A 14,792-nucleotide genomic window follows, 5' to 3' on the forward strand; every position below is an offset into this window, starting at 1 on the left:
GCTTCCGGCCGGAAAGAGCGGCAGAAAGAATCCCATGTCGGCTCCACCGATCCTTCGTCTGGTCGACGAACGGCGTGTCTCGGTGGCGCGCGACGGGGCAGCGGTACAGCGGGTGCTGGACGCCGACCCGGTGGGCAGCTGCATGGTGGCGGCGCGGGTCGCCGAGTACGGCGTCGATCCGGTGGCGATCGGCGGCGAACTGTGGACGCGCCGCGGACCCGACGAATCCCTTTGCTACGCAGGCGCAAACCTGATCCCGCTGCGCGGCACGACGGCCGACCTGCACGCGTTCGCCGACAAGGCGATGGGCGTGGCGCGGCGGTGTTCGTCAGTGGTGGGCCGAGCGGAGTTGGTGCTGCCGATGTGGGGTCGGCTGGAGCACGCGTGGGGGCCGGCGCGCGACGTGCGTGCCCATCAGCCGCTGATGGCGATGGCGACGCGGCCGTCGTGTCTGATCGACGCCGGGGTGCGGCGGGTGCGCGTCGACGAGCTCGAGCCATATCTGGTTGCGGCGATCGACATGTTCATCGGCGAGGTCGGCATCGACCCGCGGCTCGGCGACGGCGGCCGCGGCTACCGGAGGCGCGTCGCGGGCCTGATCGCGGCGGGCCGGGCCTGGGCCCGCTTCGAGCACGGCCAAGTGATCTTCAAGGCCGAGGTGGGCTCGCAATCCCCGGCCGTGGGGCAGATCCAGGGTGTCTGGGTGCATCCGGAGTACCGGGGCCGGGGCCTGGGTATCGCGGGGACGGCAGCGGTGGTCGCGGCTGTCGTCGACAGCGGCCGGATCGCCAGCCTGTACGTCAACGACTTCAACACCGTTGCCCGCGCGGCCTACGCGCATGTCGGCTTCGCCGAGGTCGGCACGTTCGCGACCGTGCTTCTCGACTGAGCCGCGATTTCGGCGCGCGCACGTGCGCTGAGGTCCGGTTTGCGCACCGAAATCGCTGTCGGTCGGTGCGCCTCCGCCGCGGCCGCGTGACCAGTTCGTAACATCAGCCTCAATGGCAACACGAGTAACAACCGTCCTGGCGATCGCCGCCCTGGTAGCGGGCGCACTCGTCGGCTGCACCCCCCGGCCTGACGGACCCGCCCCGGCCGCCCAGCAGTTCTTCGCCGCGCTGGCCACCGGCAACACCAGCGCAGCCGCCGCGCTGTCCGACCGCCCCGACGACGCCCGCGCGGCGCTCAATGCCGCGTGGGCGGGTCTGCAGGCCACCAGCCTGGACGCGCAGGTACTGGCCGCGAGCTTCTACGAGGACACCGGCACCGTCGACTACCGCTACACCTGGCATCTGCCGAAGAACCGGACGTGGACCTACGACGGCCGGCTCTCGATGATCCGCGAGGAAGGCCGCTGGCAGGTGCGGTGGACGCCTGCCGGGTTGCACCCCAAACTCGGCGAGCACCAGACACTTGCCCTGCGCGCCGACGCGCCGACCCGCGCGTCCGTCAACGAAGTCGGCGGCTCGGACGTGCTCAAGCCCGGCTACCTCTACCACTACGAGCTCGACGCGAAACAGGCTGGGCTGCAACTGATGCCGACGGCGCGGGCGGTCGTCGACGCGTTGCGGCCATTCGACAACACGCTGGACCCGCAGCGGCTGGCCGAGCAGGCCAGCTCGACAACCGAGCGGGTGGACCTGGTCACGCTGCGGCCCGACGACAACAACCGCGTCTCGCCCGCGATCGGGCAGCTGCCCGGGGTGGTGGTCACGCCGCAACCGGAGATGTTGCCCACCGACGACGGGTTCGCGCCGGCATTGGTCGCGCAGGTGAAGAAGGCGGTGACAGCCCAGCTCGACGGCGAAGCCGGGTGGCGGGTGGTCAGCGTCAACCAGAACGGTGTCGACGTGGGCGTGCTCAGCGAGGTGCCCGGTAAGCCCGCCCCGTCGGTGTCGATCACGCTGGACCGCTCGATCCAGAACGCGGCTCAGCGCGCGGTCGGCAACGTCGGCAAGCAGGCGATGATCGTCGTGATCAGGCCGTCGACGGGCGCGATCTTGGCGGTCGCGCAGAACGCCGCGGCCGACGCCCAAGGTCCGCTGGCCACGACGGGCCTTTTTCCGCCCGGCTCGACGTTCAAGATGATCACCGCGGGCGCCGCCATAGAACGTGACATGGCCACGCCCAACACCCTGCTGGGCTGCCCCGGCACGCTGGACATCGGGCACCGCACGGTGCCGAACTACGGGAAGTTCGATCTGGGTGTGGTGCCGATGTCGCGGGCGTTCGCCAGTTCGTGCAATACCACGTTCGCCGAGTTGGCCAGCCGGATGCCGCCGCGGGCATTGAGCGACGCGGCCGCGCAGTACGGCATCGGTCTGGATTACGACGTGGCCGGCATCCCGACCGTGACGGGATCGGTGCCGCCGACGGTGAACCTCGCTGAACGGACCGAGGACGGCTTCGGGCAGGGCAAGGTCCTGGTCAGCCCGTTCGGGATGGCACTGGCCGCGGCCACGGTTGCCGCCGGGAAAACCCCTGTGCCCCAACTGATCATGGGCCGGCCCACCGGGGTCACCGGCAAGCGCACCGAGGTGACGCCGCAGATGCTGGACGGTCTGCGACCGATGATGCGGCTGGTGGTCACCAACGGCACTGCCAAAGACATCGCCGACGCGGGGGAGGTCTACGGCAAGACCGGGGAAGCGGAGTTCCAGGGTGGCTCGCACTCGTGGTTCTCCGGCTACCGCGGCGACATGGCGTTCGCGGCGCTGATCGTCGGGGGCGGCAGCTCCGAGTATGCGGTGCGGATGGTCAAGTACATGCTCTCGCAGCTGCCGCCGGACTATCTGGCCTGATCTCGCGCCCGCGAGAGCTGGGCCACCCCGCGGTAACTTGGAGGGGTCATGACCAGTGAACAGCCCCTGGAACTGCGCATCAGCGACGCCGACCGCAACGGCACGCTGCGGCGGCTGGCCAACGCGCTGGCGCTCGGGCTGATCGACATCGACGAGTTCGACGAGCGCTCGTCACAGGTCTCACGGGCACGCACCCGCGGTGAGCTCGACGGCGTGGTGGGCGACCTGCCCGCGCCCGGCGCCATCGTCACGTCGGCCGCCGATCGGGTGGAGCTGCGCGGCTGGGCCGGCTCGCTGCGGCGCCACGGGGAATGGGTGGTGCCCACCCGGCTCGCCCTGGTCCGCCGCTTCGGCTCGATCGAACTCGACTTGACCAAGGCCCGCTTCGCCGGGCCGGTCGTCGTCATCGAACTCGACATGGTCCGCGGCTCGGTCGACATCCGGCTGCCCGACGGCGCGAGCGCGTCCATCGACGACGTGACGGTCTACGGCGGCAGCGCACGCGACCGTCGCAAAGAACCGCCGGCTGAAGGCACGCCACATGTCGCGTTCACCGGCCGCCTGATCCTCGGCTCGTTGACCATCCGTGGGCCGCGGCAGCGGCGTCCGAAGCTGCCGACGCTGCGCGGCCTCGGTAATCGTTAGGCTGGTGGACATGCCTGTTCGTGCTGCCCTGCGCTCCGGCGTGCTCTCACCCACCCGCTCGGTGCCGCCGTCGATTCCGCGGCCCGAGTACGCCTGGAAACCGACCGTGAACGAAGGCAGCGAGCCGTGGGTGCAAAGCCCTGAGGTGATCGAGAACATGCGCATCGCGGGCCGCATCGCCGCGGGCGCACTCGCCGAGGCCGGCAAGGCCGTCGCGCCCGGCGTCACCACCGACGAGCTCGATCGCATCGCCCACGAGTACATGGTCGACCACGGCGCTTATCCGTCGACGTTGGGCTACAAGGGCTTTCCGAAATCGTGCTGCACCTCCCTGAACGAGATCATCTGCCACGGCATCCCCGATTCCACGGTGATCGAGGACGGCGACATCGTGAACATCGACGTGACCGCCTACATCAACGGCGTGCACGGTGACACCAACGCGACGTTCCTGGCCGGCGACGTCTCCGAAGAGCACCGGCTGCTGGTCGAGCGCACTCACGAGGCGATGATGCGCGCGATCAAGGCCGTCAAGCCCGGCCGGTCGCTGTCGGTGGTCGGGCGGGTCATCGAGTCGTACGCAAACCGCTTCGGCTACAACGTCGTTCGCGACTTCACCGGACACGGCATCGGCACCACCTTCCACAACGGCCTGGTGGTGCTGCACTACGACCAGCCGTCGGTCACCACGATCATCGAGCCCGGCATGACGTTCACCATCGAGCCGATGATCAACCTCGGCTCATTGGATTACGAGATCTGGGACGACGGCTGGACCGTGGCCACCAAGGACCGCAAGTGGAGCGCGCAGTTCGAGCACACACTGGTGGTCACCGACGACGGCGCCGAGATCCTGACGCTCGCCGAATGACGCGGCCGCGGTGACCGGGGCGTTGCTGATCGCGGGCACCAGCTCTGATGCCGGCAAGTCGATGGTCGTTGCCGGGCTGTGCCGGCTGCTGGCCCGCAAAGGCGTGAAGGTCGCCCCGTTCAAAGCGCAGAACATGTCCAACAACTCGGCGGTGACCGTCGACGGCGGCGAGATCGGCCGCGCGCAGGCCATGCAAGCCCGTGCATGCGGGCTGGAGCCGAGTGTCCGCTTCAACCCGATCCTGTTGAAGCCCGGCGGCGACCGGTCGTCGCAACTGGTGGTGCGTGGCCGGGTGACGGGCACGGTGAGCGCCGGCGACTACGTCCAGCATCGCGAGCGGCTTGCTGCCGTGGTGGCCGAGGATCTTCAGGCGCTGCGCGACGAGTTCGACGCGGTGATTTGCGAAGGGGCCGGCTCGCCTGCCGAAATCAACCTGCGCGCAACGGATCTCGCGAACATGGGGCTGGCCAGAGCCGCGAACCTGCCGGTGCTGCTGGTCGGCGACATCGACCGCGGCGGGCTGCTCGCGCACCTGTTCGGCACGCTCGCCGTGCTGGATCCGGACGACCAGAAGCTGATCGCCGGCTTCGTGGTCAACAAGTTCCGCGGCGATCCGGCTCTGCTCGAGCCGGGACTGCGGCAGCTCGAAAAGCTCACGGGCCGGCCCACCTACGGCGTGCTGCCCTACGTCGACGAGCTCTGGCTGGACACCGAGGATTCGCTTTCTGTCCTGGCGGACCGGATCGTCGCCAAGCCTCAGCCACCATGCGGTACGCAGTGGCTGACGGTCGTCGCGATCCGTCTGCCCCGCATCTCCAACTCCACCGACGTCGAGGCCCTGGCCTGCGAACCCGGTGTGCGGGTCCAGTGGAGCACCGACCCTGCCACGGTCGCCGGCGCCGACGTCGTGGTGATCCCCGGCACCAAAGCCACGGTGGCAGACCTGGATTGGCTGCGGTCGCGTGGTCTGGCCGAAGCCGTGCGACGCCACGCCGACGCCGGCAAGCCGGTGCTCGGCATCTGCGGCGGTCTGCAAATGCTGTGCAGCACAATCGACGACCGCGTCGAGTCCCGCGCGGGCAGCGTCGCCGGGCTTGGCCTGCTGGACGCCGACGTGCAGTTCTGCCCGGACAAGACCCTGCTGCGCCACCACGCGCCGCTCGCCGGCTACGAGATCCACCACGGGCAGCTGCGCAGGTGCGCCGAAGAAAACTGGTCGGACGTCGGGATCCGGCGCGACAACGTGTACGGCACGCATTGGCACGGGCTGTTCGACAACGACGCGTTCCGGCGCGACTGGCTGACCCTGGCGGCGGCCGCCGCGGGCCGCGACGGGTTCGTCGTGGCTGACGACGTCGACGTGGCCGCCCGGCGCGACGCGCAACTCGATATCCTCGCCGACCTGCTCGGCGCACACGTCGACGTCGATGCCGTATGCGAACTCCTCGCCAGCGGACCACCGGCGCGGCCCGTCGTCACCAGTACTCTGTCAGCGTGTCCAAGCCCCTCGCCCTGATCGCGGCCGTCGCCTTGGCGGTGTCGGTCGCCGGATGCGCCACCACGGTCAGCGGCACCCCGACGTGGCCGGGGGCCAAGCTCGCCAAGGTGTTGCTGACTCCGGCGGACTTCCCGCCGGGTGTCGGCTACGGACGCATCGTCGAGCAGCCCGGCGAGTCCGGCAATGCCGGCGCTCCGCCGCCGATGCTCTCGCGGCCGCAAGGTTGCTCCAACGGCCTCACCGACGTGATCACGTCGCACGCCGAACGCGGTCCCGGCAGCGCGGCGAAGTACAACCTGATCTACGACGGCGCCCGCATCGTGATCACGGTGCTCACCTCGCCGATGAACCTCGACGCAATCGCGGCGGAGGCCGACCGCTGCCAACGGTTCGACACCTATTTCGACCGCGGCTCGCCGCCAATTCCGATCACCACCACCAAGCTGGCGTCGTCGCGGCCGAATCAGCTGGTGTACCAGCAGACAATGGCCCTGCACGGTCTCGACAGCAGCGTCTACGAGTCGTTCGAGAACGTCGGCTCGATGGCGGTGTTCGGAATGGCTTTTCCCACAATGAGACTCGGCTCCGGCCAGTCGTCAGCGCCGAAAGCGTCTCTGCCGCAGACGTTCATCGAGATCGCCGACCGGCAAGCCCAGCGAATGCAAGACGCCTGAGTAGCTGACCGTCTGCTGTCAGACGCGCCAAAACGGCCCGGCGGCGCAGTGAAAACTGTAGCGTCCAACAAGTGCCTTCGACGATGCTCACCGTCGACGGATTCCCGATAACGGTCAGCGCGACCGGTCCTGAGAAAGGACCTGTCGTGACGCTGCTCGGCGGGACGCAGCAAGCGCCCGCGGCTTACGACCCGGTCTGCCACCGGCTGCACACCGCGTCGCTGCGCACCGTCGTCATCGCGCCGGATCGTCGGCTGACGCCGAAATCGGTGGTGGGCATCCTCGACTCGCTGGACGTGAAGTGGGCGGTGCTGGTCGGCGATCGCGTCGGCGGTGAACTCGCGTGGGAGCTGGCCGCGAGCCGGCTCGACCGGTTCACCGGTCTCATCGTGATCGACCGGGGGCATCCGCGCGTCCCCGACTTGACCGGCGTGGTGCGCGACGAGCACTGCCCGCCCGTCGAGGTCAACACCACGGCGATGGTCAGCACGCCGGCCGCACGGGCGGTCGCGGTGGCCAGCCAGCGCTACGTCTACGGCGACTACCGGATCGTCGAGATGTTGGGGCGGCGCCACGCGCAGCAGTCGACAGCGCAGCTGGCCGCCGAGATCGTGTTGCGCACCAGCACCTGGTGACCGTCAGGGCTGCGGCGCTTCCGGAGTCCAGGCCTGCGGCAGCCGGGGGTGCCCGGGGAACAGGAAGTCGATGAATGCCGCGGCGGTCGGCTGTGGCTCGTGGTTGGCCAGCCCCGGGCGTTCGTTGGCCTCGATGAACACGTACTCCTCGCCGCTCACGTCGGGCACCAGCAGGTCGATGCCGGTCACGGGGATGCCGATGGCCTCGGCCATCTTCACCGCCACGCGGCACAACTCGGGACTGACCTTGGCGGTGACGTCGTGGATGGTGCCGCCCTGGTGCAGGTTGGCGGTCCGGCGCACCCGCAGCCGGGTGCCTTCCGGCAGCACGTCGTCGTAGGACCAGCCCGCGTCGCGGACCGTGCCTTCGGTCACCGCGTCGAGCGGGATGCGCGACTCTCCGCCGGTCGCGGCGGACCGGCGCCGGCTCTCGGCTTCGATGAGGTCACGCACGCTGTGCCGCCCGGTGCCGATGATCTCCGCAGGCTTGCGGATCGCCGCGGCGACGACCTTGCCGTCGATCACGACCAGGCGCAGATCTTCGCCGCGGGCGCGCTGCTCGATCAGCACCTCAGGACAGTGCTCGTGCGCTCGTGCCAGTGCCGCGTCGAGTTCGTCGTGACCGTCGACACCGACCGTGATGCCCTTGCCCTGCTCGCCGCGGGTGGGTTTGACGACGACGTCGCCGACCTCGTCGTAGAACTTGTGGTCCTGTTCGTCGAATGTGGCCAGACGCCCGCGTGACACCGTGATGCCGGCCTCCACGGCGATCCGGCGGGTGCGGCGCTTGTCGTCGCAGCGGCTCATCGCGACCGCGGAGGTGAACTCCGACAGCGATTCGCGGGTGACGACGCTGCGGCCGCCGTGGGTGAGGCGTAGCTCGCCGGTCTCGGCGTCGAGCACTTCCACCTGGATGCCCCGACGCAGGGCTTCGTCGGCGATGATGCGAGCGTACGGGTTCAGGTCGTCGACGGTCTCGGGCGTGATCGCGGTGAACAACGGCTCGTTGATCGCGTTCTTGCGCTTGATGCACAGCACCGGCACACGGTGAAAGCCGAGCTTCTCGTAGAGCGCGATCGCGGCGTGGTTGTCGTGCACCACCGACAGGTCCATGTAGGAGCGGCCCAGCCGGCGGTAGTGCTCGGCGAGCGCGCGGGTGAGCGCCTCGCCGACGCCGGGCAGCCCGGCGGCCGGGTCGACGGCAAGCGTCCACAGGCTGGTGCCGTGCTCGGGATCGTCGAAAAGCAGCCAATGGTCCACACCGGTGACGGTGCCGACGATCGCGCCGTCGTTGTCGCGCACGGCGAGAAGATAGGTGACCGCCTCACAGTTGAGGTGGTTGTCCCAGATGACGTCCACCCGGGCCGGCACCATCCCGCAGCGAACGTACACCCGGTTCATCTCGTCGGCGTCGTCGCGAGAATCCAAGGGCCGCACCGTGATTCCGGTGGGCGTCCAATCCAGCGACTCGTCGGTGAACCGCAACCGGTAGGTGTGGCTGGGGTCGATGAACAGCTCGTGCGGACTGCGGGCGACGACGACGTGCGCTTCGCGGGCGTACATGCAGATGTCGCGGCGACCGGGGCCTTCGCGGCGCAGCACCTCGGCGAGTTCGTCGGGATCGGAGAATGTCTGCCCGAACACCAGCCGGCCCCAGCCCAGATCCAGCACCACGTTGTTGGGCATCGCGTCCACCAGGTGTGCTGGCGGCACGTCGTGCAACCCGAGCGTGATGGCCTCGGGGTACTCGTCACCTGCGGCCACCTGACTGACCCTACCGTCAGTGCTCGGTCGCCACCGCCCAACGTTCCTCGATGCGGCCGAAGCGCCAGACCGACACGGCCACCGCCCATGTCAACAGGAACAGCCCGACGATGACGAAGCCCACGACGTTGAGGTCGACACCGGCGACCCAGTCCCAGACTCCGCCGGACAGGCCCAGCTGCTCAGCCAGCAGGCCCAGCAGTTCCACGCTGCCGATCACGAACGCCACCGCAACCGACAGCCCGGTGATCGCGAGGTTGTAGTACACCTTGCGCAGCGGTTTGGAGAACGCCCAGCCGTAGGCGAAGTTCATGAACGTGCCGTCGACGGTGTCCAGCAGGCTCATGCCCGCGGCGAACAGCACCGGCAGGCACATGATCGCGTACCACGGCACCCCGGCGACAGCGCTGGTGCCGGCAAGCACCAGCAGCGCGATCTCGGTGGCGGTGTCGAAGCCCAGCCCGAACAGCAGCCCGAGCGGGTACATGTGCCACGACTTGGTGATCGACCGGGTGAAACGGCCGAACAGTCTGTTCAGCAGGCCGCGACCGTTGAGCTGCTCTTCCAGTGCGGCGTCGTCGCAGGTGCCGCCGCGCATCCGCAAGAAGACCCGCACGATGCCGACCAGGATCACGAGGTTGATCGCCGCGATCACGTACAGGAACAGCCCGGACACGCTGGTGCCGATCAGCCCGGTGTAGTGGTGCAGCGCCGACGAATCGTCTTCCACCGGCCCGACGATCGCCTTGACGCCCAGCGACAGCAGCACGGCCAGGCCGAAGACCACCGTCGAATGACCGAGCGAGAAGAAGAACCCGACCCCCAGCGGGCGCTGGCCGTCGCTCATCAGCTTGCGGGTGGTGTTGTCGATGGCGGCGATGTGGTCGGCGTCGAACGCGTGCCGAAGGCCCAGCGTGTATGCGGTCAGCCCGACGCCGATGCCCAGCGCCTTGTCACCGACCCCGAGGTGCTCCGGGGCCACGAACCCGACGAGCGTGATCCAGCCGACGAGGTGCAGCAGCGCGATGACGCCGAACATCGAGGCCAGCGCGAACCATTCGCGGCGGGTCAGTGCGGCCCGCGCGCGGGCCAGCCAAGAAGGGGGCTGCGGCGGTGCATCGGTCACCACTGTCCGACGGTAAGTCTTCTTGCAAGCGATTCGCAAGAGCGGTTGTCAGTGCCTGGCTTGTCGGCGGTGAGACACTGATCTGGTGAACGGGATCGGCGAGGTGCTGCGGGCGCACGGGCTGCGCCGGACCGCGCCGAGGATCGCGGTGCTGGCCACCCTGCAGCCGGTACACGGGCACCTGTCAGTCGCCGAAATCCATGCGCGCCTTGCCGATTCGGGCCAAGCCGAGGTGCCGGACCTTGCGACGGTGTACCGGACGGTGACCACACTGGTCGACGCGGGCGTGCTGCACGCGCTGACCGTCGAGGGTGGCGTCACCACGTACGGGATCGCGGAGAGTCCGCACCACCACGCTGTCTGCACGCGCTGCGGCACGATCATCGAGGTGCCGGCGCAGCGGCTGACCTCGGCGCTGGAGCACGCGATCGAGGGCAGCTCGTTCACGCTGTCCGATCGGGCCGGCCTGACCCTGCACGGCTTGTGCCCCGAGTGCCAACGGCGCTGAAATGGTTGACTTCCCGACATGGTGAGTGCGCCGTTGAGCCTGCGCGAGCTCGAAGAGCTGATCGAAGACGACGCGATCGACACGGTAATCGTCGCGTTCGCCGACATGCAAGGCCGACTGACCGGCAAGCGAGTTTCGGCGCGGCTGTTCACCGAAGAGGTGGCCGGCCACGGCGCCGAGTGCTGTAACTATCTGCTGGCCGTCGACGTCGACATGAACACCGTCGACGGCTATGCGATGAGCAGCTGGGAGACCGGTTACGGCGACATGGTGATGACCCCGGACTTCGCCACGTTGCGCCTGATCCCGTGGCTGCCCGGCACGGCGCTGGTGCTGGCGGACCTGTCGTGGCACGACGGTCGTCCGGTCACCGCGGCGCCGCGCAGCATCCTCGCCCGCCAGATCGGCCGGCTATCGGAGCGTGGCCTGGTGCCCTACGTGGGCACCGAACTGGAATTCATGGTGTTCGACAACAGCTACCGCGATGCGTGGGCGCGCGGCTACCGCGGTCTGACACCGGCGTCCGACTACAACGTCGACTACGCCATGCTGGCGTCGTCACGGATCGAGCCGCTGTTGCGCGACATTCGCCGCGGCATGGTGGGCGCCGGCATGTATTGCGAAGGCGTCAAAGGAGAATGCAACCGCGGCCAGCAGGAGATCGCGTTTCGCTTCGACCAGGCGATGGTCACCTGCGACAACCACACCGTGTACAAGAACGGCGCGAAGGAGATCGCCGACCAGCACGGCATGAGCCTGACGTTCATGGCCAAGTTCGACGAACGCGAAGGAAACAGCTGCCACATCCACATCTCGCTGCGTGGCGACGACGGGTCCGCGGTGTTCGCCGACTCCGACGACGAACATGGCATGTCGGCGTTGTTCCGCAGTTTCGTCGCCGGGCAACTGGCGACGCTGCGCGAGCTGACCCTGTGCTACGCGCCGAACATCAACTCCTACAAGCGCTTTGCCGACGGGAGCTTCGCGCCGACCGCTATCGCGTGGGGCATCGACAACCGGACGTGCGCACTGCGGGTGGTGGGCCGCGGCGCTGCGATGCGGGTGGAGTGCCGCGTGCCGGGCGGCGACGTGAACCAGTACCTGGCAGTGGCGGCGCTGATCGCCGGTGGCCTGCACGGCATCGAGCATGAGCTGGCATTGCCAGAACCGTTGCGGGGCAACGCCTATCACAGCGACGCGCAACGGCTGCCGAAAACGCTGGGTGAGGCCACGGACCTGTTCGCGGACTCCGCGGTCGCGCGGGCGGCGTTCGGCGACGACGTCGTCGAGCACTACCTCAACAACGCGCGCGTCGAACTCGCCGCGTTCAACGCCGCGGTGACGGACTGGGAGAGGGTGCGGGGCTTTGAGCGGCTCTAGGCCCGTGTTGGGGCTGACGACCTATCTCGAGCAGGCGCAGACCGGCGTCTGGGATGTGCGGGCCAGTTTTCTGCCGCACATCTACCTGGAGGGCGTGACGCAGGCCGGCGCAATTGCGCTGCTGCTGCCGCCTCAGCCGGTCAGCGCCCAGATCACCGACCGGGTGCTCGACCGCCTCGACGGGCTGGTGATCACCGGCGGCAAGGACGTCGACCCAGCCCGGTACGGACAGCCGCGCCACCCGCAGACCGACGAGCCACGGCCCGACCGCGACGCATGGGAATTCGCGCTGCTTCACGGCGCGCTGAGCCGGCGGATGCCGGTGCTGGGCATTTGCCGCGGCGCACAGGTGCTCAACGTGGCTCTGGGGGGCAGCCTGCATCAGCATCTGCCCGACGTCCTCGGGCACTCGCGCCATCAGCAAGGCAACGCGGTGTTCTCCACGTCCAGAATCCGCACCGTGCCCGGAACCCGGCTGGCCGCGCTGATCGGCGAGCAGTCGCAGGAGCAGTGCTATCACCACCAGGCCATCGCCGAACTGGGCGACGGATTGGTGGTCAGCGCGCGCGACGACGACGGTGTGATCGAAGCCGTCGAAATGCCCGGCGACGCTTTCGTCCTCGCGGTGCAATGGCATCCCGAAGAGCGGCTCAACGACCTGCGGCTGTTCGCGGCTGTCGTCGACGCGGCGAGGACGTACGCGGGAGTGCACTCGTGACGGAGGTGATCAACCCGGCCACCGAGGAAGTGCTGTGCACGGTCGAGCCGACCGATGTCGCCGGCGTCGACGACGCGGTGGCCAGGGCGCTCGGTGCCCAAAGGCGCTGGGCTGCAACACCTCCCGCGGATCGGGCGGCAGTGTTGCGTGCGTTCGCGGCCACGGTGGACGCACACGTCGACGAACTCGCAGCGCTCGAGGTCGCCAACTCCGGGCATCCGATCGCGTCGGCCGAGTGGGAAGCCCGCCATGTCCGCGACGTGCTGCAGTACTACGCCGCGAGCCCGGAACGGTTGACGGGCAGGCAAATCCCCGTCGCCGGCGGCCTTGACGTCACGTTCCACGAACCGCTGGGTGTCGTCGGCGTGATCACACCGTGGAACTTCCCGATGACGATCGCGTCGTGGGGGTTTGCCCCCGCGCTGGCCGCCGGGAACGCAGTTGTCGTCAAGCCGGCCGAATGGACTCCGCTGACCACGATCCGGCTGGGCGAGCTTGCGGCAGAGGCCGGGTTGCCTGACGGTCTTTTGCAGGTGTTGCCCGGGGCGGGCGCCGTGGTGGGCGAGCGGTTCGTCACCCATCCCGACGTCCGCAAAATCGTGTTCACCGGCTCCACCGAAGTCGGCACCCGGGTGATGGCCGGGGCTGCCGCACAGGTCAAGCGGGTCACACTCGAGCTCGGCGGCAAAAGTGCCAACATCCTGTTCGACGACTGCGACCTGGAACAAGCCGCCGCGACCGCCCCGTACGGCGTGTTCGACAACGCCGGGCAGGACTGCTGCGCGCGTAGTCGAATCCTGGTGCAGCGCAACGTCTTCGACCGTTTCATGCAGTTGCTGGAGCCGGCCGTCAAGGGCGTCGTCGTCGGCGACCCGACGTCGCGGGCCACCGAGATGGGCCCCCTGGTGTCGCGGGCGCACCGCGACAGGGTCGCCTCCTACGTGCCCGACGACGCGCCCGTGGCGTTTCGCGGCAGTGCCCCGTCCGGCCCCGGCTACTGGTTTCCGCCCACGGTGCTGACGCCGCAGCGGTCGGATCGCGCGGTGCGCGAGGAGATCTTCGGTCCGGTGGTCGCGGTGTTGCCGTTCGACGACGAGGCCGACGCGATCAGGCTGGCCAACGACACTGCCTATGGGCTGTCGGGATCGATCTGGACCGACAACCTGTCTCGGGCGCTGCGCGTCGCGCGGGCGGTGGAATCGGGCAATCTGTCGGTGAACTCGCATTCGTCGGTGCGCTACAGCACGCCGTTCGGCGGCTTCAAGCAGTCGGGTCTGGGCCGCGAGCTGGGCCCTGATGCACCGCTGTCGTTCACCGAGACCAAGAACGTGTTCATCGCTGTAGCAGAGGCGCCGGGGGAGGCCCGATGATCGACCTGACGCAGCGGCTGGCCGGCAAGGTCGCCGTGATCACCGGCGGCGCAAGCGGAATCGGGCTGGCCACCGGACGGCGCCTGCGTGACGAGGGCGCGACCATCGTCGTGGCCGACATCGACCGCGTCGGCGGCCGGGAAGCCGCCGATGAGCTCGGCGGGTTGTTCGTGCCGGTCGACGTCACCGAGGAGTCCGGCGTCAACGCGCTGTTCGACACCGCCGCAACCACTTTCGGCTCAGTCGACATTGCGTTCAACAACGCCGGCATCTCGCCGCCCGACGACGACCTGATCGAAAACACCGCGCCGGCCGCATGGCAGCGCGTGCAAGACGTCAACCTGACGTCGGTGTATCTGTGCTGCCGCGCGGCGCTTCGCCACATGAGCGCCGCAGGGAAAGGATCGATCGTCAACGTGGCGTCGTTCGTCGCGGTGATGGGCTCGGCCACGTCGCAGATCTCCTACACCGCGTCGAAAGGCGGCGTACTGGCGATGTCGCGTGAGCTCGGTGTGCAGTACGCGCGCAGCGGAATACGCGTGAACGCACTGTGCCCGGGTCCGGTCAACACCCCGCTGCTCAAAGAGCTGTTCGCGAAGGATCCCGAGCGGGCGGCGCGCCGGCTGGTCCACGTGCCGGTGGGCCGGTTCGCCGAACCGGAGGAGATCGCCGCCGCGGTGGCGTTCTTGGCCAGCGACGACGCGTCGTTCATCACCGCGTCGACGTTTCTGGTCGACGGCGGCATCAGCGCTGCCTATGTCACGCCGCTGTAGCACCGCCGCGCCGAGCGTGAACGCACGGC

14 protein-coding genes are annotated in these 14,792 nt (G+C 68.8%); 12 read left to right on the forward strand and 2 right to left on the reverse strand.

All coding sequences use genetic code 11. The features are described 5' to 3' along the window. Positions 1-34 precede the first annotated feature (34 nt). The 7 genes from AC5Y39_RS06115 (at position 35) to AC5Y39_RS06145 (ending at position 7,124) form a co-directional block, all read left to right on the forward strand. Positions 35-889, forward strand: a complete 855-nt coding sequence (locus AC5Y39_RS06115; protein WP_500016353.1) for a GNAT family N-acetyltransferase — start codon at positions 35-37, stop codon at positions 887-889. A gap of 112 nt (positions 890-1,001) precedes the next feature. Beyond that, positions 1,002-2,801, forward strand: coding sequence for a penicillin-binding transpeptidase domain-containing protein (locus AC5Y39_RS06120; protein WP_500016354.1), 1,800 nt, complete (start codon positions 1,002-1,004; stop codon positions 2,799-2,801). A gap of 48 nt (positions 2,802-2,849) precedes the next feature. Continuing rightward, positions 2,850-3,446 (forward strand): DUF1707 SHOCT-like domain-containing protein, encoded by a 597-nt coding sequence (locus AC5Y39_RS06125; protein WP_500016355.1) that lies wholly within the window; start codon positions 2,850-2,852, stop codon positions 3,444-3,446. A gap of 10 nt (positions 3,447-3,456) precedes the next feature. Continuing rightward, a complete protein-coding gene (gene map / locus AC5Y39_RS06130) occupies positions 3,457-4,317 on the forward strand; it encodes a type I methionyl aminopeptidase (protein WP_500016356.1) in 861 nt (286 codons plus the stop codon). A 10-nt stretch (positions 4,318-4,327) separates the two neighbouring features. Continuing rightward, entirely contained in the window at positions 4,328-5,833 is a 1,506-nt protein-coding gene (locus AC5Y39_RS06135; RefSeq protein ID WP_500016357.1) for a cobyric acid synthase, read from the forward strand. Continuing rightward, entirely contained in the window at positions 5,812-6,489 is a 678-nt protein-coding gene (locus tag AC5Y39_RS06140; RefSeq protein WP_500016358.1) for a hypothetical protein, read from the forward strand. Before AC5Y39_RS06135 ends, AC5Y39_RS06140 begins: the two co-directional genes overlap by 22 nt. An 83-nt stretch (positions 6,490-6,572) precedes the next feature. Further along, entirely contained in the window at positions 6,573-7,124 is a 552-nt protein-coding gene (locus tag AC5Y39_RS06145) for an alpha/beta fold hydrolase (protein WP_500016486.1), read from the forward strand. 3 nt (positions 7,125-7,127) lie between these two features. On the opposite strand, the gene ngg is transcribed toward AC5Y39_RS06145, so the two are convergent. Both ngg and nicT read right to left on the reverse strand, forming a co-directional pair. After that, complete coding sequence (ngg, locus tag AC5Y39_RS06150; protein WP_500016359.1) at positions 7,128-8,888, reverse strand: N-acetylglutaminylglutamine synthetase; 1,761 nt, start codon at positions 8,886-8,888, stop codon at positions 7,128-7,130. 16 nt (positions 8,889-8,904) lie between these two features. Continuing rightward, positions 8,905-10,014: a Nickel transporter NicT gene (gene nicT, locus AC5Y39_RS06155; RefSeq protein WP_500016360.1), complete on the reverse strand. Its 1,110-nt coding sequence runs from the start codon at positions 10,012-10,014 to the stop codon at positions 8,905-8,907. Positions 10,015-10,099: 85 nt separating this feature from the next. On the opposite strand from nicT, the gene AC5Y39_RS06160 reads away from it, so the two are divergent. From AC5Y39_RS06160 to AC5Y39_RS06180, 5 genes are read left to right on the forward strand one after another with little or no spacing between them, the layout of a single operon-like run. Beyond that, positions 10,100-10,522, forward strand: coding sequence for a Fur family transcriptional regulator (locus AC5Y39_RS06160; protein WP_500016361.1), 423 nt, complete (start codon positions 10,100-10,102; stop codon positions 10,520-10,522). Positions 10,523-10,540: 18 nt separating this feature from the next. Then, positions 10,541-11,902 (forward strand): glutamine synthetase family protein, encoded by a 1,362-nt coding sequence (locus tag AC5Y39_RS06165; protein ID WP_500016362.1) that lies wholly within the window; start codon positions 10,541-10,543, stop codon positions 11,900-11,902. Further along, entirely contained in the window at positions 11,889-12,620 is a 732-nt protein-coding gene (locus tag AC5Y39_RS06170) for a gamma-glutamyl-gamma-aminobutyrate hydrolase family protein (RefSeq protein ID WP_500016363.1), read from the forward strand. The genes AC5Y39_RS06165 and AC5Y39_RS06170 overlap by 14 nt, the downstream gene beginning before the upstream one ends. Next, a complete protein-coding gene (locus AC5Y39_RS06175) occupies positions 12,617-13,990 on the forward strand; it encodes an aldehyde dehydrogenase family protein (protein WP_500016364.1) in 1,374 nt (457 codons plus the stop codon). The genes AC5Y39_RS06170 and AC5Y39_RS06175 overlap by 4 nt, the downstream gene beginning before the upstream one ends. Further along, entirely contained in the window at positions 13,987-14,763 is a 777-nt protein-coding gene (locus tag AC5Y39_RS06180) for a 3-oxoacyl-ACP reductase (protein ID WP_500016365.1), read from the forward strand. Before AC5Y39_RS06175 ends, AC5Y39_RS06180 begins: the two co-directional genes overlap by 4 nt. Positions 14,764-14,792 lie beyond the last annotated feature (29 nt).

The organism is Mycobacterium sp. NGS39, from assembly GCF_059812765.1.